Origin of the sequence: Enterobacter sp. PTB, assembly GCF_051130085.1 — a bacterium.
In the GTDB taxonomy this organism is placed as follows: Bacteria; Pseudomonadota; Gammaproteobacteria; order Enterobacterales; family Enterobacteriaceae; genus Enterobacter; species Enterobacter ludwigii.
This window is the reverse complement of sequence record NZ_JBDKEE010000025.1, coordinates 38,171-60,829: the sequence shown is the minus strand read 5'-3', so window position 1 is coordinate 60,829 and position 22,659 is coordinate 38,171. Positions and strand designations below refer to the sequence as shown.

Here is a 22,659-nt window from a genome sequence, read left to right as displayed (position 1 = left end):
GTCGATGACGGCAGATTTACAGTCTGCTCCCTTTGGCCGCTCGGGAACCCCACCAGGGGTAATTCAAATTTTGAGGTAATGCTGAGAGATGGTGGTGGGGGAAGGATTCGAACCTTCGAAGTCGATGACGGCAGATTTACAGTCTGCTCCCTTTGGCCGCTCGGGAACCCCACCACGGGGTAATGCTATTTACTGGCCTGCTTCCTGCTGGAAGCGGGGCGCATCATATCAAATGAGACGCCCCTGTAAAGCGTTACCACAATAAAAATAAACTGGTTGCCTGAATTTTACGCGTTAAGCTGTAAAGCTAACCAGTTCATTTTCTTGTCGATTAAAGAATAATCGTTCTGTTACCGTAAACGAACACACGTTGCGCCAGCACCTGATAAAGCGCACGACTGAGTACGTTCTTCTCTACGTCACGCCCGGCGCGCATCATATCTTCTGCGGTATAGGTGTGATCCACGTGAATCACGTCCTGCATAATGATTGGGCCTTCGTCCAGGTTGTCATTCACGTAGTGCGCGGTGGCGCCGATGATTTTCACACCGCGTTCGTACGCCTGGTGATAAGGACGTGCACCGATAAAGGCTGGCAGGAATGAGTGATGGATGTTGATGATCTTGTTCGGGAAACGCGCCACGAAAGATGGGGTCAGCACACGCATGTATTTCGCCAGTACCACGTAATCCGGGTTATGCGCTTCGATAGCATTGGCCATCAGGTTGTCATGTTCTTCACGGGTATGGCCTTCATGGCTGACCAGCTCAAACGGAATATCAAAACGTTCAACCAGCGTGCGCAGCGTCTCGTGGTTACCGATAACGGCAGCGATTTCAACATCGAGGCCACCGTAGTTTGCTTTCATCAACAGATCGCCAAGACAGTGGGCTTCTTTCGTCACAAGAATAACAACGCGACGACGGCCAGCGGGTGTCAGTTCACGCACGGAGCCTTCAGGCAGCGCGCTGTCGAGATCGGCAAGCAGGGTGGTGTCGTTGAAAATCCCTTCGAGTTCGGTACGCATAAAGAAGCGTCCGGTACGGTGGTCAACGAACTCGTTGTTCTGCACGATATTCAGTTCATGCTTATAACAAATGTTGGTAATTCGTGCGATCAGCCCTTTTTGATCGGGACAGATGGTGCGCAGAACTTTACGTTGTAGTGATTGCATCGCCGGGAAATCCTGTTTGAGTATTTGCGAAGTCTGGGTTGTCAGGCATTACTGCCCGCAACACTTTTTAAATTTTTTACCTGAACCACAAGGGCAGGGATCGTTACGACCAAACTGTGGGCGCGTTCCGTCAATATAATACCATTGCCCGCTTTCCTTTAAGAACCGGGAACGTTCGATAATGGCACCGGGCTTATTGCGTTCGATAAAGCGGGCAACGAAGCTGACATAACCTTCATCAGCATCACTTCCCGTTGACGATTCATAGACGGTAAGGCCGAGCCATTGGGTATTAGCAAATCCGGCTTCAATATCCTGTCTGAAATCGGCAGCGTGGCAGGACGGGTGCCAGGTTTTAATCAGGTAGTCTGCGTCTTTGATCACAAAAGCAGTATACCGTGAACGCATGAGGTGTGACGGGTCTGGTGCAACCTGATCGCCAGACAGATATCGCTGGCAACATAGGCTATACTCCAGAGCGCTACCACAAGGGCAGAGTTGAGACACGATTCTCTTCCTGGAACAAAAAATAAGGGCGTTAAACGCTTCGGGTAGCACCATGTTAACTGAGCAGTTGCGTTGATGCTATGTCAGGAATCCAGGGGACGTAAAACAGGGCTAATGAGAAAGGTTAAAATTGGACTGGCGCTGGGCTCAGGTGCAGCCCGGGGATGGTCGCACATCGGCGTGATAAATGCCTTAAAGCAGATGGGCATTGACGTTGATATTGTTGCAGGGTGTTCAATCGGATCGCTTGTGGGGTCCGCATACGCGTGTGGAAAGCTTCCGGAACTTGAAACCTGGGTACGCTCCTTCAGTTACTGGGACGTATTGCGCCTGATGGATCTCTCGTGGCAGCGCGGTGGGTTGCTGCGCGGTGAACGGGTCTTTAACCAGTTCCGTCAGATTATGCCTCTCGATGACTTCAGTCATTGTCAGTTACCCTTCGGTGCCGTTGCGACGAACCTCAGTACCGGCCGCGAACTCTGGCTTACCGAAGGGGATATCCATCTTGCCGTTCGCGCGTCCTGCAGCATGCCGGGCTTAATGGCCCCTGTTCCGCACAACGGTTACTGGCTTGTCGACGGAGGCGTTGTTAACCCGGTCCCCATTTCCCTGACCCGCGCTATGGGTGCCGATATCGTTATTGCTGTGGATTTACAGCACGACGCTCATCTGATGCAACAAGACCTGATGCCAGTCAATCTTCAGAGTGAAGATGCCGAGGGCGAAAAACTGGCCTGGCATGAGCGTCTGCGCGGACGTCTCGGGCGCATGGCCGCCCGGCGTGCGGTAACTGCACCCACGGCGATTGAAATTATGACGACCTCAATCCAGGTCCTGGAGAACCGCCTCAAGCGCAACCGCATGGCTGGCGACCCGCCGGATATTCTGCTTCAGCCGTATTGTCCGCAAATTTCTACCCTTGATTTCCATCGGGCTGAGGCCGCCATCGCAGCGGGCTCGTTAGCCGTCGAAAAGAAAATAGATGAGTTGCTGCCTTTTGTGCGAACAGCACGTTAAGCACCTTTTTTTGACTACTTCAGCAAAATCTGACAGGCGACAGTGCCGATAGCATGCCACTATGTAGTTACTGTCAGCCAGGGGAGGAACCATGACGAAGCCATTGGCCGGAAAACACATTTTGATTGTTGAAGACGAGCCCGTTTTCCGATCGCTACTGGATTCGTGGTTATCATCACTGGGGGCAAACACTTCACTGGCTGACGATGGCATCGACGCGCTGGAAAAAATGGTCAATATCACGCCTGATCTGATGATTTGTGACCTTGAAATGCCACGGATGAATGGACTGAAGCTGGTCGAACATCTGCGCAATGAAGCCAACCAGATGCCGATACTGGTGATTTCCGCCACAGAGAACATGGCGGATATAGCCAAAGCCTTGCGTCTGGGGGTTCAGGATATTCTGCTTAAACCGGTTAAAGATCTTAACCGGCTTCGTGAAACCGTCTTAGCCTGTCTTTATCCAAATATGTTTAATTCCCGGGTTGAGGAAGAGGAACGCCTTTTCCAGGACTGGGACGCCTTAGTGAGTAATCCCCCTGCGGCGGCGAAACTGTTGCAAGAACTTCAACCGCCGGTACAACAAAATATTTCTCACTGTCGTGTGAATTATCGTCAGCTGGTGGCCGCTGACCAGCCAGGGCTGGTGCTCGATATTGCGCCATTATCGGATTCAGACCTTGCATTTTATTGTCTTGATGTCACCCGGGCAGGGGATAATGGTGTATTAGCCGCGTTATTACTTCGCGCGCTATTTAACGGGTTGCTGCAGGAACAACTCTCCCATCAGGGACAGCGGCTTCCCGAGTTAGGCAGTTTACTCAAACAGGTAAACCAGCTTTTTCGTCAGGCCAATTTACCCGGACAGTTTCCGCTGTTGGTAGGTTATTACCACAGCGGTTTGAAAAATCTTATCCTCGTTTCCGCGGGGCTTAATGCCTCGCTGAATACCGGGGAACATCATATTCAGGTCAGTAACGGTGTCCCGCTTGGAACATTGGGTACGGCTTATCTTAATCAAATTAGCCATCGTTGTTCCTCCTGGCAGTGCCAAATTTGGGGTGCCGGGGGACGGCTACGCTTAATGTTGTCCACGGAATAAGCAGTTGGAACTTAATTTTAAGATTGCTTTACCTGTGATTTATGGGGAGTGCTACTATCGCTGCCCGGAATCATGCGTATTTGTCCTAATTGATCGGCAACGCGTTCTTTTCAGACCCGGACTGCGGGATGAGGCTGATATACTTAACGCGTTATTTATTGCATAAAAGTTCAAAACTTGAACAGCTCAGGAGAATTTGAATGGCTGCCCTAAATTCGAAAGTCAGAAAGGCCGTCATCCCGGTAGCGGGATTGGGGACCAGGATGTTACCAGCAACTAAGGCGATTCCTAAAGAGATGCTGCCTCTGGTTGATAAGCCATTAATTCAGTATGTCGTTAACGAATGTATCGCGGCCGGCATTACTGAAATTGTGCTGGTTACACATTCATCAAAAAACTCTATCGAAAACCACTTCGATACAAGTTTTGAACTCGAAGCCATGCTGGAAAAACGTGTTAAGCGCCAGCTGCTGGAAGAAGTTCAGTCTATTTGCCCGCCACACGTCACCATTATGCAGGTGCGTCAGGGTCTGGCTAAAGGTCTGGGCCACGCAGTCATGTGTGCGCATCCCGTTGTAGGCGATGAGCCTGTTGCGGTGATCCTGCCTGACGTTATTCTGGACGAATATGAATCAGATCTTTCTCAGGACAATCTGGCTGAGATGATCAAACGCTTCGATGAAACAGGCAGCAGCCAGATCATGGTTGAACCTGTGGATGACGTTACCGCTTACGGTGTTGTTGACTGCAAAGGCGTTAACCTTGAACCGGGTGAGAGCGTGCCGATGATTGGCGTGGTTGAGAAGCCTAAAGCCGACGTAGCGCCTTCTAATCTGGCGGTTGTAGGTCGTTATGTCCTGAGTGCTGAAATCTGGCCTCTGCTGGCGAAAACGCCTCCAGGAGCGGGTGATGAAATCCAGCTTACCGATGCCATTGATATGCTGATCGAGAAAGAGACCGTTGAAGCTTACCATATGAAAGGTAAGAGCCATGACTGCGGTAATAAGCTCGGTTATATGCAGGCGTTTGTAGAATATGGCATTCGCCACAATACGCTCGGTGAAGAATTTAAAGCCTGGCTCAAAGAGAGCGCGGGTATTAAGAAATAACTCAGGCTTCATTTGATCTGAACCGGTGAGGCTCTGCCCACCGGTTTTTTTATGCCCATAACACGCCGTCATCACGTCCGATTGTAAGGCAAACTAAATAGCCAAATAACGCTTTATGACAGAGTGTAAGGGGATGTTTGCGGTAAATTGCGGGTAAAAAAAATCCCGCATTACGCGGGATTTTTCTGGAAGCGAGATGATTAATCCTTGATCAGGAAGTCATCCAGCTGTTTACCTTGCTCGTCCATTGCTTTCTTGATAACAGCAGGAGTACGACCCTGGCCGGTCCAGGTTTTAGTTTCGCCGTTCTCGTCAACATAGCTATATTTAGCAGGACGAGCAGCGCGTTTTGCTTTGGTACCGGTTTTAGCTGCAGCCATGCTGTTCAGCAATTCATTTGGATCGATACCATCAGCAATCAGCATTTCACGATATTGCTGCAGTTTACGAGTACGCTCTTCGATTTCAGCAGCAGCAGCGCTTTCTTCTTCGCGACGTTCATTAACTACAACTTCTAATTTTTCCAGCATTTCTTCAAGCGTTTCGAGGGTACATTCTCTTGCCTGCGCACGAAGAGTACGGATGTTGTTCAGAATTTTAAGTGCTTCGCTCATTGTAGTAATCTCAAACTTATAATGGGGGGTGGTTTGTTGTCCTAATAATAGAGCGATAAATTCAGTTGTGCAATAGCTGGGAATGTAAGGAATTCAAAAAATAGTGAATATTGCCGCTATTATTAATTACGCTAACTTAAATTTCATAACCCGCCAGTCCCGCTTGTTATCACGTAAAGTGGCTTAACGCAGTCGATTGCATCTTTTTTTTGTGACATTTGCCTCAGGAATTATAGTTGCGGCGGATAAATATCAGCCTTTTGTATTAGTTTACACCGGGTATGTTAAGGCAGAAATAGTTAATAAATAGTGAATTTTAATGAACGATGATTCCACTATAAAATGAAGTGTTATGTTTGGCTGACCCTATAACATATTGGCTGGGCTGGATGCGTTTACTTCATGTTTTAACGCATTATTTTTACAAAATGCCGGCGGTAAACCTCGCGCTGAACCGCATAGTCTGTGCGTCGTATCGCTGATAACCAGACAAAATATGGTACAATGAATCATCGGTAATATTACACATTGATTAGGGTTTTACGGCCAATGGCACAACTTTATTTCTACTATTCGGCAATGAATGCCGGGAAATCGACAGCGCTACTGCAATCCTCATACAATTACCAGGAACGTGGGATGCGTACCGTTGTTTATACGGCTGAAATTGACGACCGCTTTGGTGCAGGGAAGGTGAGTTCCAGAATAGGCCTCTCATCGCCTGCGAGGCTGTTTAACCCGCAAACTGACCTGCTGGAGGATATCCGCACAGCGCATGCTTCACAGCCCATCCATTGTGTTCTGGTTGATGAAAGCCAGTTTCTGACGCGTGAGCAAGTTCATGCGCTTTCAGAGGTTGTCGATGAGCTTGATATTCCCGTTCTGTGCTATGGGTTGCGCACTGACTTTCGTGGTGAGCTATTTGCCGGCAGCCAGTATTTACTTGCGTGGTCGGATAAACTCGTTGAACTTAAAACCATCTGTTTTTGCGGCCGTAAAGCCAGCATGGTGCTTCGCCTCGACCAGGCCGGAAAACCCTATGCTGATGGCGAGCAGGTGGTCATAGGAGGCAATGAGCGCTACGTATCGGTGTGCCGTAAGCATTATAAGGAAGCGTTGATTGTCGGCTCACTGACGGCGCTTCAGCCTGACAACCGCAAATAATCCTTCATAGTAAAATGCAGACATAAAAAAACCCGCCAGAGGCGGGTTTTTTATCAGGCTGTCAGTTACGCGTTTTTCTTCGCTTTCTTGTCAGCTTTAATGACAGGTGCGTCTACTTTCACAGCAACAGTGTCATTTTCTTTGAACTCGCGGCCGTAGAAGGTATCCAGCAGGATCTGTTTCAGCTCAGAGATCAGCGGGTAGCGCGGGTTGGCACCGGTACACTGGTCATCGAATGCATCTTCAGACAGCTTATCAACATGCGCGAGGAAGTCAGCTTCCTGAACGCCCGCTTCACGGATAGATTTAGGAATACCCAGCTCAGCTTTAAGACTTTCCAGCCATGCCAGCAGTTTCTCAATCTTCGCCGCAGTACGGTCGCCCGGTGCGCTCAGACCCAGGTGGTCTGCGATTTCAGCGTAACGACGACGTGCCTGTGGACGGTCGTACTGGCTGAAAGCAGTCTGCTTGGTTGGGTTGTCGTTCGCGTTATAACGGATAACGTTGCTGATCAACAGGGCGTTCGCCAGACCGTGAGGAATGTGGAACTGTGAACCCAGTTTGTGTGCCATTGAGTGGCAAACACCCAGGAAGGCGTTAGCAAACGCGATACCGGCGATGGTTGCTGCACTGTGAACACGTTCACGGGCAACCGGGTTTTTAGACCCTTCATTATAAGACGCTGGCAGGTTTTCTTTCAGCAGTTTCAGAGCCTGCAGAGCCTGACCGTCAGAGAACTCAGAAGCCAGGACGGAAACGTAAGCTTCCAGGGCGTGAGTCACTGCATCCAGACCACCGAACGCACAGAGTGATTTCGGCATTTCCATGACCAGGTTGGCATCAACGATAGCCATGTCTGGCGTCAGCGCGTAGTCAGCCAGTGGGTATTTCTGACCGGTTGCATCGTCGGTTACAACGGCAAACGGCGTGACTTCTGAACCTGTACCGGAAGTGGTGGTAACGGCGATCATTTTCGCTTTTACGCCCATTTTCGGGAACTTGTAGATACGTTTACGGATGTCCATAAAGCGCAGCGCCAGTTCTTCGAAGTGTGTTTCTGGGTGCTCGTACATAACCCACATGATTTTCGCGGCGTCCATTGGGGAACCACCACCCAGTGCGATGATCACATCGGGTTTGAAGGAGTTCGCCAGTTCAGCACCTTTACGCACTACGGTCAGGGTTGGGTCAGCTTCAACTTCAAAGAACACTTCAGTTTCAACGCCAGCCGCTTTCAGAACAGAAGTGATCTGATCTGCGTAGCCGTTGTTGAACAGGAAACGGTCAGTCACGATGAGCGCACGTTTGTGGCCATCAGTAATCACTTCATCCAGCGCGATTGGCAGAGAGCCACGGCGGAAGTAGATAGATTTCGGAAGTTTGTGCCACAACATGTTTTCAGCTCGCTTAGCAACGGTTTTCTTGTTGATCAGGTGTTTTGGACCAACGTTTTCAGAGATGGAGTTACCACCCCAGGAACCACAACCCAGAGTCAGGGAAGGTGCGAGTTTGAAGTTGTACAGGTCACCGATACCACCCTGAGAAGCCGGGGTGTTAATCAGGATGCGCGCAGTTTTCATCATCTGACCGAAGTGAGCAACGCGCTCTGGCTGGTTATCCTGGTCGGTGTACAGGCAAGAGGTATGACCGATACCCCCCATTGCAACCAGTTTCTCCGCTTTTACTACCGCGTCTTCGAAATCTTTCGCACGGTACATAGCAAGCGTAGGCGAGAGTTTTTCGTGAGCGAACGGTTCGCTTTCGTCGACAACTTTAACTTCGCCGATCAGAATCTTGGTGGTTGCCGGAACGGTAAAGCCGGCGAGTTCAGCGATTTTATAGGCTGGCTGACCAACGATGGCGGCGTTCAGTGCGCCGTTTTTCAGAATGATATCCTGAACGGCTTTCAGCTCTTTGCCCTGCAGCATGTAGCCGCCGTGGCTGGCGAAACGTTCGCGAACCGCATCATAGACGGAATCTACAACAACAACGGACTGTTCAGACGCACAGATAACACCGTTGTCGAAGGTTTTAGACATCAGTACAGATGCAACAGCACGTTTAATATCGGCCGTTTCGTCGATAACAACAGGCGTGTTACCCGCACCTACACCGATAGCCGGTTTACCGGAGCTGTATGCTGCTTTAACCATGCCAGGACCACCGGTTGCCAGGATCAGGTTAATGTCCGGGTGGTGCATCAGGGCGTTAGACAGTTCAACAGACGGTTGGTCGATCCAGCCGATCAGATCTTTTGGCGCACCCGCAGCGATAGCAGCCTGCAGCACGATATCCGCTGCTTTGTTGGTAGCATCTTTAGCACGTGGGTGAGGGGAGAAGATGATTGCGTTACGGGTCTTCAGGCTGATCAGCGATTTGAAGATGGCAGTAGACGTTGGGTTAGTCGTTGGAACGATACCGCAAATAATACCGATAGGTTCAGCAATGGTGATGGTACCGAAGGTATGATCTTCAGCCAGGACGCCGCAAGTCTTCTCATCTTTATAGGCGTTATAGATATACTCTGAAGCAAAGTGGTTTTTGATCACTTTATCTTCAACGATACCCATGCCGGATTCAGCAACGGCCATTTTAGCGAGAGGGATTCGAGCATCTGCAGCAGCCAGAGCGGCCGCGCGGAAGATTTTATCAACCTGTTCTTGGGTGAAATTGGCGTATTCACGCTGGGCTTTTTTCACGCGCTCGACGAGTGCGTTCAGTTCAGCGATATTAGTAACAGCCATAATGCTCTCCTGATAATGTTTAAACTCTTTTAGTAAACCAGCGCTCGATACGTCTGACAGTATAGACAGAGCCACTACGACTTGCGTTAGATAAAGTAAAACAAAGAGTTACTTTATGCTCTGGCGCGCTAACTTACTAAAAGAGCCTTACCTTAACATCATCCCTTTGTGACAGGTGACCTTCCTGGGGGGCGTAATCAAGATTACTCACTTCTGAGTACGAAAATCATGATCTGCGTCAATTTTTCCCCAAGCTGATACCTTTCAGCAGGGTTATTTATTGTAGATATTTCCAGTGTTAAATAATTAAGTAACTATTGGAAGTGATGCTATCACTGATTCTACATCTGTTTAACATCCTGAAAGGATAACGTTTAGGCACAGATTTCTGGTGAAGTATGCTCATAAAAAGCGTATCTTCAGCGCGATTTTTCATGACAAAGTGTCAGTCCCGGGCATGTGCATAAGCGGAGCAAAACGTGATCCAAACGCTCTTTGATTTTCCAACGTATTTTAAATTTTTTATTGGTCTGTTTGCCCTGGTCAACCCGGTAGGGATCATCCCTGTCTTCATTAGTATGACCAGTTACCAGACGGCGGCGGCCAGGAACAAAACCAACCTCACCGCTAACCTGTCAGTGGCCATTATCTTGCTCACCTCGCTTTTCCTGGGTGATGCCATTCTCCAGCTGTTCGGCATTTCAATTGATTCTTTCCGCATCGCGGGTGGCATCCTGGTGGTGACCATTGCCATGTCGATGATCAGCGGTAAGCTGGGTGAGGATAAGCAGAACAAACAGGAGAAATCAGAAACCGCCATTCGCGAAAGTATCGGCGTGGTCCCGCTTGCGTTGCCTTTAATGGCAGGGCCTGGGGCGATCAGTTCCACCATTGTCTGGGGGACACGTTACCATAGCCTGATGCACCTGATTGGTTTTTCTGTCGCCATCGCTATCTTCGCACTGTGTTGTTGGGGTGTTTTCCGCATGGCACCCTGGCTGGTGCGCTGGCTGGGGCAAACGGGCATCAACGTTATTACGCGTATCATGGGGCTGTTGTTGATGGCGTTAGGCATCGAATTTATTGTCACCGGTATTAAAAGCATTTTCCCCGGCTTACTGCACTAATATTTCAAATGAAAGAACGGGGCCTGAGGCTCCGTTTTTTTACGTGATTATCAGCAAATCATATAACTAAAGTTGAAATGCTCACATATCATAATAAATTCTACTAATAATCCGCTTTTCTTATATTTCAATAAGTTATCAATTTGCCTCGTGCCTCTCTGCGCATAAAACCTTCAATCGATCTGTTATTTTACTCACATGATACTCTGGGGCTTGCTGAGTCATAACCGAAATGATATTAGTAATTTCAACGTTCCCCTAGAGGAATGTGCTAAATAATAATCAGTTGTTAAATTTTTGTACAAAACCACTCGATGATAGCGCAGCGACGCGCTTGTAGAGAATGTTTTCTCTATCATATTGAATACCAATGTTTTTATGCGGTATTTGATGTCAGGCAGGGCTGCCCCCCGAGATACGGTACTCACCGTAAAAGAGAATTGCTTAACAAATTTGCAAAATGTATTGGCGCGCGTTTACGCCATTTGATACTTTCCGGCCTAATATTTTGCAGCATAAAACAAGCAGATGAGAATTATTTTCATATAGTCCTCTTCTCAGATATCCAGCGCAGGCCTCAGACAGGGGAGACCTGTGAAGAATCGACGCAAGACGGCCATACGAGCGGTCAGTAATAAAAAAGTCGGTGATAGCAAGAAGTAAAAAGAAGAACCTGACAGCAGCAAAAAAAACTCCTGCGCTGTACAGGCCCCAACAGGGGATTACACAGCTGGCGAAGGCCAGTAATTATAATGAGTGGAGTACCAACACAATGTCCATCATCACAAAAAAAAATCTGGTAGCGGCGGGGATTTTAACTGCGCTAATCGCGGGCAACGCTGCAATGGCTGCGGACGTTCCTGCAGGCGTTCAACTGGCGGAGAAACAGACGCTGGTTCGTAACAACGGTGCGGAAGTTCAGTCTCTTGACCCGCACAAAATTGAAGGTGTTCCGGAGTCTAACGTCAACCGCGACCTGTTCGAAGGCTTGCTGGTGACCGACGTAGACGGCCACCCGGCACCGGGTGTGGCGGAAAAATGGGAAAATAAAGATTTCAAAGTCTGGACCTTCCATCTTCGTAAAGATGCGAAATGGTCCGACGGTACGCCGGTTACCGCCGAAGATTTCGTATATAGCTGGCAGCGTCTGGCGAATCCAACCACCGCCTCTCCGTATGCGAGCTACCTGCAATATGGCCACATCGCCAATATTGATGACATCATCGCCGGTAAAAAACCGGTCACCGACCTGGGTGTGAAAGCGATTGATGCCAATACCTTTGAAGTGACGTTGAGCGAGCCTGTTCCGTACTTCTACAAATTACTGGTTCACCCGTCCGTTTCCCCGGTACCAAAATCCGCGGTGGAAAAATTTGGTGAAAAATGGACCCAGCCTGCCAATATCGTGACCAACGGTGCTTATAAACTGAAAGACTGGGTGGTCAACGAACGTATGGTTCTGGAGCGTAACCCGCAGTACTGGGATAACGCGAAAACCGTCATCAATCAGGTAACCTACCTGCCAATCTCTTCGGAAGTCACTGACGTTAACCGTTACCGCAGCGGCGAAATCGACATGACCTATAACAACATGCCGATTGAACTGTTCCAGAAGCTGAAAAAAGAGATCCCGAAAGAAGTGCATGTTGATCCGTATCTCTGCACTTACTACTACGAAATCAACAACCAGAAAGCACCTTTCACCGATGTGCGCGTGCGTACAGCGCTGAAGCTGGCACTGGATCGCGATATTATCGTGAACAAAGTGAAAAACCAGGGCGACCTGCCGGCATACAGCTATACCCCTCCTTATACCGACGGTATGAAACTGGTTGAGCCTGAGTGGTTCAAGTGGTCACAGGAAAAACGTAACGAAGAAGCGAAAAAACTGCTGGCTGAAGCCGGTTATACCGCTGACAAGCCGCTGACGTTTAACCTGCTGTACAACACGTCTGACCTGCATAAAAAACTGGCTATCGCCGTCGCGTCTATCTGGAAGAAAAACCTGGGCGTGAACGTGAAGCTGGAAAACCAGGAGTGGAAAACCTTCCTGGATACCCGTCATCAGGGGACGTTCGACGTGGCGCGTGCCGGCTGGTGTGCGGACTATAACGAACCAACATCCTTCCTGAACACCATGCTGAGCGACAGTTCGAATAACACCGCGCACTATAAGAGCCCGGCATTCGATAAGATCATTACTGATACGCTGAAAGTCACAGACGATGCGCAGCGCGCTGATCTGTACGCGAAATCAGAAGAGCAGCTCGATAAAGACTCTGCAATCGTACCGGTCTATTACTACGTTAACGCCCGCCTGGTGAAACCGTGGGTAGGGGGTTATACCGGTAAAGACCCGTTGGATAATATTTCCGTTAAGAATCTTTATATTATCAAGCATTAATGGCAATACGTGGGGCAGGCCTGGCTTGCCCCACTGTGTCTACTTTGTAACATTCATCAGGCACACGCCAGAAGGTACGGGCAATGTTGAAATTTATCCTGCGTCGCTGCTTAGAAGCGATACCAACGTTATTTATTCTAATTACGATTTCCTTCTTTATGATGCGTCTCGCGCCGGGAAGTCCATTTACCGGTGAACGTACGCTGCCACCGGAAGTGATGGCCAATATCGAAGCGAAGTATCACTTAAACGATCCTATCTCCACGCAGTACTTCAACTATCTGAAGCAACTGGCGCACGGTGATTTTGGGCCGTCATTCAAATACAAAGACTATTCCGTTAACGACCTGGTGGCGTCCAGCTTCCCTGTATCGGCGAAACTGGGTGCTGCGGCATTCATCCTTGCCGTCGTTCTCGGCGTCACCGCGGGCGTTATTGCCGCGCTCAAACAAAATACCAAATGGGATTATACCGTAATGGGGGTGGCGATGACCGGGGTGGTTATACCCAGCTTCGTTGTCGCGCCATTACTGGTGATGATATTTGCCATTACGCTGAAATGGCTGCCCGGGGGCGGCTGGAATGGCGGGGCGCTGAAGTTCATGATTTTGCCAATGGTGGCTCTTTCCCTGGCTTATATCGCCAGTATCGCGCGTATCACCCGCGGTTCCATGATTGAAGTCCTGCACTCGAACTTCATCCGTACAGCGCGTGCGAAAGGGCTGCCGATGCGCCGGATTATATTCCGCCATGCACTCAAGCCTGCGCTCCTGCCCGTGCTCTCCTACCTGGGGCCGGCATTCGTTGGGATCATCACCGGCTCAATGGTTATCGAAACCATCTACGGTCTGCCGGGCATTGGTCAACTGTTCGTTAATGGCGCGCTGAACCGCGACTATTCACTGGTACTGAGCCTGACAATCCTCGTCGGCGCACTGACCATTTTGTTTAACGCTATCGTCGATGTGCTGTATGCCGTTATCGACCCGAAAATCCGTTACTGATACTGGAGCACGCCATGATGTTGAGTAAGAAAAACAGCGAGGCGCTGGAAAACTTCAGTGAAAAACTGGAAGTAGAAGGTCGTAGCCTCTGGCAAGACGCCCGTCGTCGCTTTATGCATAACCGTGCCGCGGTCGCCAGTCTGGTTGTTCTGGTGCTTATCGCGCTGTTTGTCACCCTGGCGCCGATTCTGTCGCAATTTACCTATTTCGACACCGACTGGGGCATGATGTCCAGCGCACCCGATATGACGTCCGGGCACTATTTTGGTACGGATTCCTCAGGGCGCGACCTGCTGGTGCGTGTCGCTATCGGTGGCCGCATTTCGCTGATGGTCGGTATTGCTGCCGCCCTGGTGGCGGTGATCGTGGGTACGCTTTACGGCTCACTCTCAGGCTACCTTGGCGGTAAAGTGGACTCCGTCATGATGCGTATGCTGGAAATCTTAAACTCCTTCCCGTTCATGTTCTTCGTTATCCTGCTGGTGACCTTCTTTGGCCAGAATATCCTGTTGATCTTCGTGGCAATCGGGATGGTGTCCTGGCTGGATATGGCGCGAATCGTTCGTGGTCAGACGCTGAGTCTTAAGCGTAAAGAGTTTATCGAAGCGGCGCAGGTGGGCGGTGTCTCCACCGGTAATATTGTGGTTCGCCATATCGTTCCTAACGTGCTCGGCGTGGTGGTGGTATATGCCTCGCTGCTGGTACCAAGCATGATCTTGTTTGAATCTTTCCTGAGCTTCCTGGGTCTGGGTACACAAGAGCCACTGAGCAGCTGGGGCGCGCTTCTGAGTGATGGTGCAAACTCAATGGAAGTCTCACCGTGGTTGCTTCTGTACCCGGCGGGCTTCCTGGTCGTCACCCTGTTTTGTTTCAACTTTATCGGCGATGGCCTGCGTGATGCCCTCGACCCGAAAGACCGTTAAGGAGCGCCGTCATGACGATTATTGAAACGGCCACTGCGCCACAGGCGCAACAGCAGGGTAACCTTCTGCTGGACGTAAAAGACCTCCGCGTGACCTTTAAAACGCCGGATGGCGATGTGACCGCCGTGAACGATCTCAACTTCAACCTGCGTGCGGGTGAAACGCTGGGGATTGTGGGCGAGTCGGGTTCCGGTAAATCCCAAACCGCCTTTGCGTTGATGGGGCTGCTGGCGTCTAACGGTGTCATTGGCGGTTCCGCCAAATTCAACGGGCGTGAGATCCTCAACCTGCCGGAATACGAGCTGAACAAGCTGCGCGCTGAGCAGATTTCGATGATATTCCAGGACCCGATGACCTCGCTGAACCCGTATATGCGTGTCGGCGAGCAGCTGATGGAAGTGCTGATGCTGCACAAAGGCCTGGGCAAAGCGGAAGCCTTCGAGGAGTCCGTCAAAATGCTCGACGCGGTGAAAATGCCGGAAGCGCGCAAGCGTATGCGCATGTTCCCGCATGAGTTCTCCGGCGGTATGCGTCAGCGTGTCATGATTGCGATGGCGCTGATGTGCCGGCCAAAACTGCTGATTGCCGATGAACCGACCACCGCGCTTGATGTGACCGTCCAGGCACAGATCATGACGCTGCTGAACGAGCTTAAGCGTGAGTTCAACACCGCGATTATCATGATCACTCACGATCTGGGCGTAGTGGCCGGTATCTGTGACAAGGTACTGGTGATGTATGCAGGCCGCACCATGGAATATGGTAAGGCGCGCGACGTGTTCTACCAGCCTGCACACCCTTACTCCATTGGTCTGCTGAATGCGGTGCCGCGCCTCGATGCAGAAGGGGAATCCCTGCTGACCATTCCTGGCAACCCGCCAAACCTGCTGCGCCTGCCGAAAGGCTGTCCGTTCCAGCCACGCTGCCCGCACGCGATGGAAATCTGCAATACCGCGCCGCCGCTGGAAGAGTTTGCACCAGGCCGTCTGCGCGCCTGCTTTAAGCCGCAGGAGGATCTGGTATGAACGCATTAGATGAAAAAAGAAATGTCCTGCTCGAAATTGCTGACCTTAAGGTGCATTTCGACATTAAAGACGGAAAACAGTGGTTCTGGCAGCCGCCGAAAACCCTGAAAGCGGTCGATGGCGTAACGCTTCGTCTGTATGAAGGGGAAACTCTGGGGGTGGTGGGTGAGTCCGGTTGCGGTAAATCCACGTTTGCGCGTGCCATCATAGGCCTCGTGAAAGCCACCGACGGCAAAGTTGCCTGGCTGGGTAAAGATCTGCTGGGCATGAAGCCAGACGAGTGGCGCGATGTCCGTAGCGACATCCAGATGATTTTCCAGGATCCGCTGGCCTCATTGAACCCGCGTATGACCATCGGGGAGATCATTGCTGAGCCACTGCGGACCTATCATCCGAAGATGCCGCGTCAGGAAGTACGCGACCGTGTGAAGGCAATGATGATGAAAGTGGGCTTGTTGCCTAACCTCGTCAACCGTTACCCGCACGAATTCTCCGGTGGTCAGTGCCAGCGTATCGGTATCGCCCGTGCACTGATCCTTGAGCCGAAGCTGATTATCTGTGACGAGCCCGTCTCGGCGCTGGACGTCTCTATTCAGGCGCAGGTGGTTAACCTGCTGCAGAAACTGCAACGTGAAATGGGGCTGTCGCTGATTTTCATTGCGCATGATCTCGCGGTGGTGAAACACATTTCTGACCGCGTACTGGTGATGTATCTTGGCCATGCGGTGGAATTAGGGACTTACGATGAGGTGTACCATAACCCATTGCACCCCTATACCCGGGCACTGATGTCTGCGGTACCGATTCCCGATCCGGATCTGGAAAAAAATAAAACCATCCAGCTTCTGGAAGGTGAATTACCGTCCCCGATTAACCCGCCGTCCGGTTGTGTATTCCGTACGCGATGCCCGATGGCCGGGCCGGAATGTGCAAAAACACGTCCGGTTCTGGAGGGCAGTTTCCGACATGCGGTTTCCTGCCTGAAAGTAGACCCGTTATAATCGCAAGGGCTGACATGATGTCAGCCCTTATTATTTGCGAGGTTAACGTGTCGCGATTATTCACCTCCGTCCGTCGGCGGCTCTATCATCTTTTATTCGATCCTGAAACGGTAACCGGACGGCGTTTTGAAGCCCTCTGCGCCCTGTTTGCGCTGCTCAGCGTGGTGATCATTTTTATCGAATCGGGCGTCGGAACGCAGTATCACCTGACGCTGGAAGAATGGCATCTTTTTGTCTGGCTGGAGCTGGTCATTACGCTGGTCTTTACCGCTGAATATTTCCTGCGGGTATTCTGTTGGCCTAACCCGGCCAAATATGTCTTCAGCTTCTGGGGATTTATTGATTTGGCCACGATCCTGCCGCTCTATGTCATGTGGCTATGGCCAGAAATCAGTCTGAGCTATGTTTTTGCCTGGCGAGCGATGCGCGTTATTCGGGTGTTACGCATTCTTAAACTGCTGCGGTTTATGCCGTCATTGCGGATATTCTGGAGTGCCATCGTCAGCGCGCGGCATCAGCTGATCCTGTTCTATTCATTTATTGCCATCGTCATGGTGATATTCGGCGCGCTGATGTATTTGATAGAAGGGCCGAAGAATGGCTTCTCAACGCTGAATGCTTCTGTTTATTGGGCGATTGTGACCGTCACAACCGTTGGCTATGGTGATATAGCCCCTCACACTCCGCTGGGACGGATTGTCGCCTCGGTACTGATTCTGATTGGTTATTCGGTGATTGCGGTCCCGACAGGGCTCATTACTACGCACATGAGCAGCGCCTTTCAGAACCGTAAGGCGCAACGAAAATGCCCGAAATGTCACCAGGGTGAACATGAACACAGCGCGCGGTTTTGTAATCAGTGCGGAAGTGAGTTACCGGATTAAATAAAAAAGGCTGCAATCGCAGCCTTTTTTATTATTCGCGCCAGAGAATATGACACAGCTTGTGGTCTTTCTCGCGACACAGCAGGACGCGGGCGAAGATGTCGTTAATTTCACCGCCATCTTCATCGGCCAGGCCAATCACCACTTCGGCAAAGAAGTCAGGATTGAGGTCGAAATCCACATGTTCAGCCCAGTCTTCAGAAGGGTCGAACAACTCGGCGCCCCCGCGCTCTTCAAACTGGAGATTAAAAAGGATCACGTCTGCGGGATCGAGGTTATCAACCGCCAGTTCGAGAAAAATGTCATAGGCCTGTTCGAGCGTTTCGTCTTCGGTCAGGCGATTGTTCAGATCCATTTCCATGATGACTACCTGTTTAACATCGTTGGGCACGTTTTACAGCAACGGACTAAAGAAGTAAAACAGTCGTTCGGTAATTCTCTGCCACAGCGGGCGTTTAACCCACAGTCTGGCATCCAGCAGTCGCGAGCGGGAGATATAATCATCCTGGACCGCGGCCAGATCGCCGCCAAAGCCGGCATCATCGATCACCAGTGTGATTTCAAAGTTCAGCCACAGACTGCGCATATCCAGGTTAACCGTACCTACCAGACTTAACTCGCCGTCGACAAGCACGCTCTTGGTATGGAGTAATCCGCCTTCAAACTGGTAGATTTTCACCCCCGCAGCCAGCAGTTCACTGAAGAATGCCCGGCTGGCCCAGCCCACCAGAAGCGAGTCATTTTTGCGTGGCAAGATGATACTCACATCGACACCGCGCTGTGCCGCGGTACAGATGGCGTGCAGCAGGTCATCGCTGGGAACAAAGTAGGGGGTGGTCATGATCAAATATTCACGCGCTGCGTAAGTGGCCGTCAGCAACGCCTGATGGATCAAGTCCTCCGGGAAGCCCGGTCCGGAAGCGATAGTATGGATGGTGTGCCCGCTGGCCTCTTCAAATGGCATGATATTGCCATCCGGTGGCGGCGGCAGGATACGTTTCCCGGTTTCTATCTCCCAGTCGCAGGAATAAACGATACCCATCGAGGTGGCAATGGGCCCCTCCATTCTCGCCATCAGGTCTACCCACTGCCCGACACCCGAGTCCTGCTTGAAGAACCGCGGGTCAACCATGTTCATGCTGCCGGTATAGGCAATATAGTTGTCGATCATGATCATTTTACGGTGCTGGCGAAGGTCCATCCGGCGCAGAAATACACGCAAGAGATTGACCTTCAGCGCCTCAACCACTTCAATACCGGCATTACGCATCATGCCCGCCCAGGGGCTACGGAAGAAGGCGACGCTGCCAGCGGAATCCAGCAACAGTCGGCAATGAATGCCCCGACGCGCAGCGGCCATCAGCGATTCAGCAACCTGATCGGCCATGCCGCCAGGCTGCCAGATATAGAACACCATCTCGATATTATGGCGAGCCAGTTGAATATCGCGGATGAGGGCCTGCATGACGTCATCCGAGGAGGTCAGCAACTGGAGCTGGTTGCCCTTAACGCCGCCAATACCCTGACGGAGTTCGCACAGCTTAAACAGCGAGGAGGCAACACTGCTGTTCTCCTCGGCAAAGATATGTTTGCAGGCTTTGAGATCGTGGAGCCATTTGGCGGTTGAAGGCCACATGGCGCGGGCACGCTCGGCACGGCGTTTACCCAGATGTAGCTCACCGAAAGAGAGATAGGCAATAATCCCCACCAGCGGCAGGATGTAGATTATCAGCAGCCAGGCCATGGCAGAGGGTACGGCTCTGCGCTTCATCAGGATGCGCAAAGTCACACCCGCGATTAACAGCCAGTATCCCAGAATGACCAGCCAACTCACCACGGTGTAGAAGGTTGTCATAGGTAAAAAAATCCTTTTGAAAGCGTATTGTTATGAGTGTACGCATCAGGAATCATCTGGCAAATAAAAACGCCAGTTAAAAGCGCTGGTTTGCTGCGGGGTTGGGTTTATAATGGGGTTTCTGTTAGAGAAAGAGTTGTAAACATGAAGCGCAGTAGAACAGAAGTAGGGCGCTGGCGCATGTTGCGACAGGTGAGTCGTCGCAAGGCTCGTTGGCTGGAAGCACAATCCCGCCGCAATATGCGTATACACGCCATCAGAAAATGTGGAATGACCAGACACCGTAACGCGTTGCTGTTCGCTACACAGGTTATCTGAGAACCATCAGGGCACCGTTAAGGTGCCCACTGTTTTTCAGGCTATCATTTTTCGCAGTCTCTCCCCCGATTCATTCCGCGATATACTCCGCCCTCTTAATCTTATGCATTTCAAAGATGAATCCTTATCTCTGGGTATTTATTGTGCTGCTTGCGCTGGATGCGATCAGGGAAAACGCAGGATTATCGTCATTATCCGCGTTGATTAATTTACTGCTCAGCGGGATATCGCACTGGATAAACTAAAAAGGAAAAGAGATGAACGGAAAAGTGGTTGCTGCCCTTCTTGGGATTGCCGTGTTGAGCGGTTGTGCCAGCAGTAAAACGTCACCGGAAAGGCATGCTTATTATTTCGTGTCGCATAAAACCAATTTTACTGGCGGCAATTTTACGTCAAGTGTATCGCAAAATTATCGTCTGAATGTCCCTCAGTTCCGTGAGCTGTATGAGCAGGGGAAAACCGATCGCGCTGCAGGACGCACACTGTCTGAGGCAAACCAGTACGCCCAAAGCATTCGCGATCAACTGAAGAATCAGGCGAAAACGGAGCATGCTTTCGACGGTAATACCGCGGATAAATGGACGTCTCAAATGGAAGAGAAGGACGCCGTTTTATTTGGCAACGAACTGGCTGCGACTTATCTTGATGGCTATAACGGCGTACAATAGCGTCTGATTTTGGGGATATCGTATTTGCAGCGATATTCCCGTCGTTTTTTTTAGCAAAAGGAGGGAGAGGTGTTTGCGGAGTTTGGTGTACTTAATTTCTGGACCTATGTTGTAGGGGCATTTTTTATCGTGCTGGTGCCTGGACCGAACACATTGTTTGTACTGAAAACCGGTATTGGGCACGGTGTTAAAAAAGGGTATCTCGCCGCCACTGGCGTATTTATCGGTGATGCAGTGCTGATGTTTCTGGCCTGGGCGGGCGTCGCAGCATTAATCCAGACGACCCCGGTTCTGTTTAATATTGTGCGCTACCTCGGTGCTTTTTATCTCCTGTGGCTCGGCGGCAAAATGCTCTGGTCAGTCATCACCCGTCAGAAGAATACCCATGAGAGCGGAACCGAGCCTGCGAGCATGATCATGAAACGCTCGCTGGTGCTGAGCCTGACGAATCCAAAGGCTATTTTGTTCTATGTCTCGTTCTTTGTGCAGTTCATCGATGTGAATGCGAAAAACACGGGCACGTCTTTCCTGATCCTCGCGACCACGCTGGAGCTGATTAGCTTTATGTATATGAGCTTCCTGATCTTCTCTGGTGCGTTTGTCACGCGTTATCTGAAAACCAAAAAGAAACTGGCAAAGCTGGGGAACGGGCTGATTGGGCTGCTGTTTGTCGGATTTGCGGCGCGCTTAGCGTCACTGCACTAAAGAGATGAGTGGCTCCTTTCGGAGCCACTCTTGCATCAAAACACTTTCTTGTACGGGCGAACCGTCACCTTCGCATAGACACCTGCGGCAACGTACGGGTCTGCATCAGCCCAGGCCTGAGCCGCTTCCAGGGATTCAAACTCGGCGATCACCGTGGAGCCCGCGAAACCGGCAGCGCCAGGGTCATTGCTGTCTACCGCAGGCATTGGACCCGCGGTCAGTAATCGACCTTCATCCTGGAGCAGTTGTAGACGCGCCAGATGGGCAGGGCGAACGGACTGGCGTTTTTCGAGGGAATCAGCGACATCTTCAGAGTAAATCACGTAAAGCACGGTGAAGCTCCTTAACCATTAAAAGTGTCAGTAACGTTATGTGAAAGGGCAACTGACTGCAATGTAAAGATAAAAACAATGTTAAAACCCTGATCTGAATGCGCCTTTTTTGGCCTCTCTTGCGCTTAAATTGCGCCAGGACAAAGTGTCTTATTGAATATGATTGCTATTTGCATTTAAAATCAGTGTTCGGTTTTTTAACGTTGATGATTATGACTTCGATGACCCTTGATTTACCTCGCCGCTTTCCCTGGCCGACGCTGCTTTCTGTCGTTATTCACGGTGCTGTCGTGGCGGGTTTGCTTTATACCTCGGTTCATCAGGTTGTTGAAATGCCAGCGCCCGCACAGCCTATTTCTGTGACGATGGTCTCGCCAGCGGATCTCGAACCGCCGCAGGTTGCGCCTCCGCCGCCACAGCCCGTCGCCGAACCGGAACCCGAACCTGAACCTGTGCCGGAACCGCCAAAAGAAGCTCCGGTGGTGATCCACAAACCCGAGCCGAAGCCGAAACCTAAGCCGAAGCCAAAACCGGTGAAGAAGGTAGAAGAACGTCCAAAACGCGAAACGCGTCCGGTTGAACCCCGCGCTACTCAGACGGTAGAAAACGCAGCACCTTCGCGTCCGGTGATGAATAACACCACGACGACAGCCAAACCGACAGTCACCGCACCCGCGGGACCGCGTGCGGTCAGCCGTAATCAGCCGCAGTATCCGGCTCGTGCTCAGGCATTACGTATTGAGGGCCGTGTACGGGTGAAATTCGATGTTACGCCGGAAGGGCGTGTTGAGAACGTGGAAATACTGTCCGCGCAGCCGTCTAATATGTTCGAGAGAGAAGTGAAAACGGCGATGCGCAGATGGCGTTATGAAGCCGGTAAACCGGGCAACGGACTGATCGTGAATATTGTATTCCGCCTGAATGGCGGGGCACAGATGGAATAAAAAAAAGCCTCCGCAAGGAGGCTTTTTTTACCGGG

At 50.8% G+C, this 22,659-nt stretch carries 23 protein-coding genes and 1 tRNA gene; 16 read left to right on the top strand and 8 right to left on the bottom strand.

Going from position 1 to position 22,659, the window contains the following annotated elements; genetic code table 11:
* Positions 1 to 89: 89 nt before the first annotated feature.
* The 3 genes from AAIR21_RS22695 to AAIR21_RS22685 form a co-directional block, all read right to left on the bottom strand.
* Positions 90 to 174: transfer RNA gene (locus AAIR21_RS22695), tRNA-Tyr, on the bottom strand.
* Between the two features lie 157 nt (positions 175 to 331).
* On the bottom strand, positions 332 to 1,174 hold the full coding sequence (gene purU / locus AAIR21_RS22690; protein ID WP_014170456.1) for a formyltetrahydrofolate deformylase: 843 nt from the start codon (positions 1,172 to 1,174) through the stop codon (positions 332 to 334).
* A gap of 48 nt (positions 1,175 to 1,222) precedes the next feature.
* Positions 1,223 to 1,681 (bottom strand): YchJ family protein, encoded by a 459-nt coding sequence (locus AAIR21_RS22685; RefSeq protein WP_025203926.1) that lies wholly within the window; start codon positions 1,679 to 1,681, stop codon positions 1,223 to 1,225.
* A gap of 114 nt (positions 1,682 to 1,795) precedes the next feature.
* Between AAIR21_RS22685 and rssA the strand changes: the two genes are divergently transcribed.
* The 3 genes from rssA (at position 1,796) to galU (ending at position 4,912) form a co-directional block, all read left to right on the top strand.
* Positions 1,796 to 2,698: a patatin-like phospholipase RssA gene (rssA, locus tag AAIR21_RS22680; RefSeq protein ID WP_032669742.1), complete on the top strand. Its 903-nt coding sequence runs from the start codon at positions 1,796 to 1,798 to the stop codon at positions 2,696 to 2,698.
* Between the two features lie 91 nt (positions 2,699 to 2,789).
* Positions 2,790 to 3,803, top strand: coding sequence for a two-component system response regulator RssB (rssB, locus tag AAIR21_RS22675; RefSeq protein ID WP_014170453.1), 1,014 nt, complete (start codon positions 2,790 to 2,792; stop codon positions 3,801 to 3,803).
* Positions 3,804 to 4,003: 200 nt separating this feature from the next.
* Entirely contained in the window at positions 4,004 to 4,912 is a 909-nt protein-coding gene (gene galU / locus AAIR21_RS22670; protein ID WP_014170452.1) for a UTP--glucose-1-phosphate uridylyltransferase GalU, read from the top strand.
* A gap of 200 nt (positions 4,913 to 5,112) precedes the next feature.
* Here the strand turns inward: galU and hns are convergent, their stop codons facing one another.
* Positions 5,113 to 5,526: a histone-like nucleoid-structuring protein H-NS gene (hns, locus tag AAIR21_RS22665; RefSeq protein WP_008502781.1), complete on the bottom strand. Its 414-nt coding sequence runs from the start codon at positions 5,524 to 5,526 to the stop codon at positions 5,113 to 5,115.
* A gap of 549 nt (positions 5,527 to 6,075) precedes the next feature.
* Here hns and tdk point away from each other — a divergent pair.
* Positions 6,076 to 6,690 (top strand): thymidine kinase, encoded by a 615-nt coding sequence (gene tdk, locus AAIR21_RS22660; protein ID WP_025203928.1) that lies wholly within the window; start codon positions 6,076 to 6,078, stop codon positions 6,688 to 6,690.
* Positions 6,691 to 6,755: 65 nt separating this feature from the next.
* On the opposite strand, the gene adhE is transcribed toward tdk, so the two are convergent.
* Positions 6,756 to 9,434, bottom strand: a complete 2,679-nt coding sequence (gene adhE / locus AAIR21_RS22655; protein ID WP_025203929.1) for a bifunctional acetaldehyde-CoA/alcohol dehydrogenase — start codon at positions 9,432 to 9,434, stop codon at positions 6,756 to 6,758.
* Between the two features lie 479 nt (positions 9,435 to 9,913).
* Between adhE and AAIR21_RS22650 the strand changes: the two genes are divergently transcribed.
* The 7 genes from AAIR21_RS22650 (at position 9,914) to AAIR21_RS22620 (ending at position 17,802) form a co-directional block, all read left to right on the top strand.
* On the top strand, positions 9,914 to 10,561 hold the full coding sequence (locus AAIR21_RS22650; protein WP_014170449.1) for a YchE family NAAT transporter: 648 nt from the start codon (positions 9,914 to 9,916) through the stop codon (positions 10,559 to 10,561).
* Positions 10,562 to 11,333: 772 nt separating this feature from the next.
* Positions 11,334 to 12,965 carry an oligopeptide ABC transporter substrate-binding protein OppA gene (oppA, locus tag AAIR21_RS22645; RefSeq protein ID WP_020882381.1) on the top strand — a complete coding sequence of 544 codons (1,632 nt, stop codon included), beginning with the start codon at positions 11,334 to 11,336 and terminating at the stop codon, positions 12,963 to 12,965.
* A gap of 83 nt (positions 12,966 to 13,048) precedes the next feature.
* On the top strand, positions 13,049 to 13,969 hold the full coding sequence (gene oppB, locus AAIR21_RS22640; RefSeq protein WP_014170447.1) for an oligopeptide ABC transporter permease OppB: 921 nt from the start codon (positions 13,049 to 13,051) through the stop codon (positions 13,967 to 13,969).
* Positions 13,970 to 13,983: 14 nt separating this feature from the next.
* Entirely contained in the window at positions 13,984 to 14,892 is a 909-nt protein-coding gene (gene oppC / locus AAIR21_RS22635) for an oligopeptide ABC transporter permease OppC (protein WP_014170446.1), read from the top strand.
* Between the two features lie 11 nt (positions 14,893 to 14,903).
* Positions 14,904 to 15,917 (top strand): ABC transporter ATP-binding protein, encoded by a 1,014-nt coding sequence (locus AAIR21_RS22630; protein WP_014170445.1) that lies wholly within the window; start codon positions 14,904 to 14,906, stop codon positions 15,915 to 15,917.
* The gene (gene oppF / locus AAIR21_RS22625; RefSeq protein ID WP_014170444.1) at positions 15,914 to 16,918 is read left to right on the top strand and encodes a murein tripeptide/oligopeptide ABC transporter ATP-binding protein OppF; all 1,005 of its coding nucleotides are present in this window, start codon (positions 15,914 to 15,916) and stop codon (positions 16,916 to 16,918) included. The genes AAIR21_RS22630 and oppF overlap by 4 nt, the downstream gene beginning before the upstream one ends.
* 14 nt (positions 16,919 to 16,932) lie before the next feature.
* Positions 16,933 to 17,802: an ion transporter gene (locus tag AAIR21_RS22620; protein ID WP_044866074.1), complete on the top strand. Its 870-nt coding sequence runs from the start codon at positions 16,933 to 16,935 to the stop codon at positions 17,800 to 17,802.
* Between the two features lie 31 nt (positions 17,803 to 17,833).
* On the opposite strand, the gene AAIR21_RS22615 is transcribed toward AAIR21_RS22620, so the two are convergent.
* Together AAIR21_RS22615 and cls are read right to left on the bottom strand one after the other, a co-directional pair.
* Entirely contained in the window at positions 17,834 to 18,163 is a 330-nt protein-coding gene (locus tag AAIR21_RS22615) for an HI1450 family dsDNA-mimic protein (protein WP_006810881.1), read from the bottom strand.
* A 33-nt stretch (positions 18,164 to 18,196) separates the two neighbouring features.
* Positions 18,197 to 19,657: a cardiolipin synthase gene (cls, locus tag AAIR21_RS22610; RefSeq protein WP_025203931.1), complete on the bottom strand. Its 1,461-nt coding sequence runs from the start codon at positions 19,655 to 19,657 to the stop codon at positions 18,197 to 18,199.
* A gap of 144 nt (positions 19,658 to 19,801) precedes the next feature.
* Between cls and AAIR21_RS22605 the strand changes: the two genes are divergently transcribed.
* The 4 genes from AAIR21_RS22605 (at position 19,802) to leuE (ending at position 21,348) form a co-directional block, all read left to right on the top strand.
* Positions 19,802 to 19,975 (top strand): YciY family protein, encoded by a 174-nt coding sequence (locus tag AAIR21_RS22605; protein ID WP_086463573.1) that lies wholly within the window; start codon positions 19,802 to 19,804, stop codon positions 19,973 to 19,975.
* 116 nt (positions 19,976 to 20,091) lie between these two features.
* On the top strand, positions 20,092 to 20,220 hold the full coding sequence (locus AAIR21_RS22600; protein ID WP_014170440.1) for a KPN_01571 family protein: 129 nt from the start codon (positions 20,092 to 20,094) through the stop codon (positions 20,218 to 20,220).
* Between the two features lie 12 nt (positions 20,221 to 20,232).
* Positions 20,233 to 20,643 (top strand): Exc2 family lipoprotein, encoded by a 411-nt coding sequence (locus AAIR21_RS22595; RefSeq protein WP_025203932.1) that lies wholly within the window; start codon positions 20,233 to 20,235, stop codon positions 20,641 to 20,643.
* Positions 20,644 to 20,712: 69 nt separating this feature from the next.
* Entirely contained in the window at positions 20,713 to 21,348 is a 636-nt protein-coding gene (gene leuE, locus AAIR21_RS22590; protein WP_020882385.1) for a leucine efflux protein LeuE, read from the top strand.
* A gap of 35 nt (positions 21,349 to 21,383) precedes the next feature.
* On the opposite strand, the gene AAIR21_RS22585 is transcribed toward leuE, so the two are convergent.
* Positions 21,384 to 21,680, bottom strand: coding sequence for a YciI family protein (locus AAIR21_RS22585; RefSeq protein ID WP_014170437.1), 297 nt, complete (start codon positions 21,678 to 21,680; stop codon positions 21,384 to 21,386).
* A gap of 221 nt (positions 21,681 to 21,901) precedes the next feature.
* On the opposite strand from AAIR21_RS22585, the gene tonB reads away from it, so the two are divergent.
* Positions 21,902 to 22,624 carry a TonB system transport protein TonB gene (gene tonB / locus AAIR21_RS22580; protein ID WP_025203933.1) on the top strand — a complete coding sequence of 241 codons (723 nt, stop codon included), beginning with the start codon at positions 21,902 to 21,904 and terminating at the stop codon, positions 22,622 to 22,624.
* Positions 22,625 to 22,659: the final 35 nt, after the last annotated feature.

Coding starts and splice junctions, on each gene's coding strand:
- purU (WP_014170456.1), bottom strand. CDS start 1,174: ATGCAATCACTACAACGTAAAGTTCTGCGCACCATCTGTCCCGATCAA.
- rssA (WP_032669742.1), top strand. CDS start 1,796: ATGAGAAAGGTTAAAATTGGACTGGCGCTGGGCTCAGGTGCAGCCCGG.
- rssB (WP_014170453.1), top strand. CDS start 2,790: ATGACGAAGCCATTGGCCGGAAAACACATTTTGATTGTTGAAGACGAG.
- galU (WP_014170452.1), top strand. CDS start 4,004: ATGGCTGCCCTAAATTCGAAAGTCAGAAAGGCCGTCATCCCGGTAGCG.
- hns (WP_008502781.1), bottom strand. CDS start 5,526: ATGAGCGAAGCACTTAAAATTCTGAACAACATCCGTACTCTTCGTGCG.
- tdk (WP_025203928.1), top strand. CDS start 6,076: ATGGCACAACTTTATTTCTACTATTCGGCAATGAATGCCGGGAAATCG.
- adhE (WP_025203929.1), bottom strand. CDS start 9,434: ATGGCTGTTACTAATATCGCTGAACTGAACGCACTCGTCGAGCGCGTG.
- oppA (WP_020882381.1), top strand. CDS start 11,334: ATGTCCATCATCACAAAAAAAAATCTGGTAGCGGCGGGGATTTTAACT.
- oppB (WP_014170447.1), top strand. CDS start 13,049: ATGTTGAAATTTATCCTGCGTCGCTGCTTAGAAGCGATACCAACGTTA.
- oppC (WP_014170446.1), top strand. CDS start 13,984: ATGATGTTGAGTAAGAAAAACAGCGAGGCGCTGGAAAACTTCAGTGAA.
- AAIR21_RS22630 (WP_014170445.1), top strand. CDS start 14,904: ATGACGATTATTGAAACGGCCACTGCGCCACAGGCGCAACAGCAGGGT.
- oppF (WP_014170444.1), top strand. CDS start 15,914: ATGAACGCATTAGATGAAAAAAGAAATGTCCTGCTCGAAATTGCTGAC.
- AAIR21_RS22620 (WP_044866074.1), top strand. CDS start 16,933: ATGATGTCAGCCCTTATTATTTGCGAGGTTAACGTGTCGCGATTATTC.
- AAIR21_RS22615 (WP_006810881.1), bottom strand. CDS start 18,163: ATGGAAATGGATCTGAACAATCGCCTGACCGAAGACGAAACGCTCGAA.
- cls (WP_025203931.1), bottom strand. CDS start 19,657: ATGACAACCTTCTACACCGTGGTGAGTTGGCTGGTCATTCTGGGATAC.
- AAIR21_RS22605 (WP_086463573.1), top strand. CDS start 19,802: ATGAAGCGCAGTAGAACAGAAGTAGGGCGCTGGCGCATGTTGCGACAG.
- AAIR21_RS22600 (WP_014170440.1), top strand. CDS start 20,092: ATGAATCCTTATCTCTGGGTATTTATTGTGCTGCTTGCGCTGGATGCG.
- AAIR21_RS22595 (WP_025203932.1), top strand. CDS start 20,233: ATGAACGGAAAAGTGGTTGCTGCCCTTCTTGGGATTGCCGTGTTGAGC.
- tonB (WP_025203933.1), top strand. CDS start 21,902: ATGACCCTTGATTTACCTCGCCGCTTTCCCTGGCCGACGCTGCTTTCT.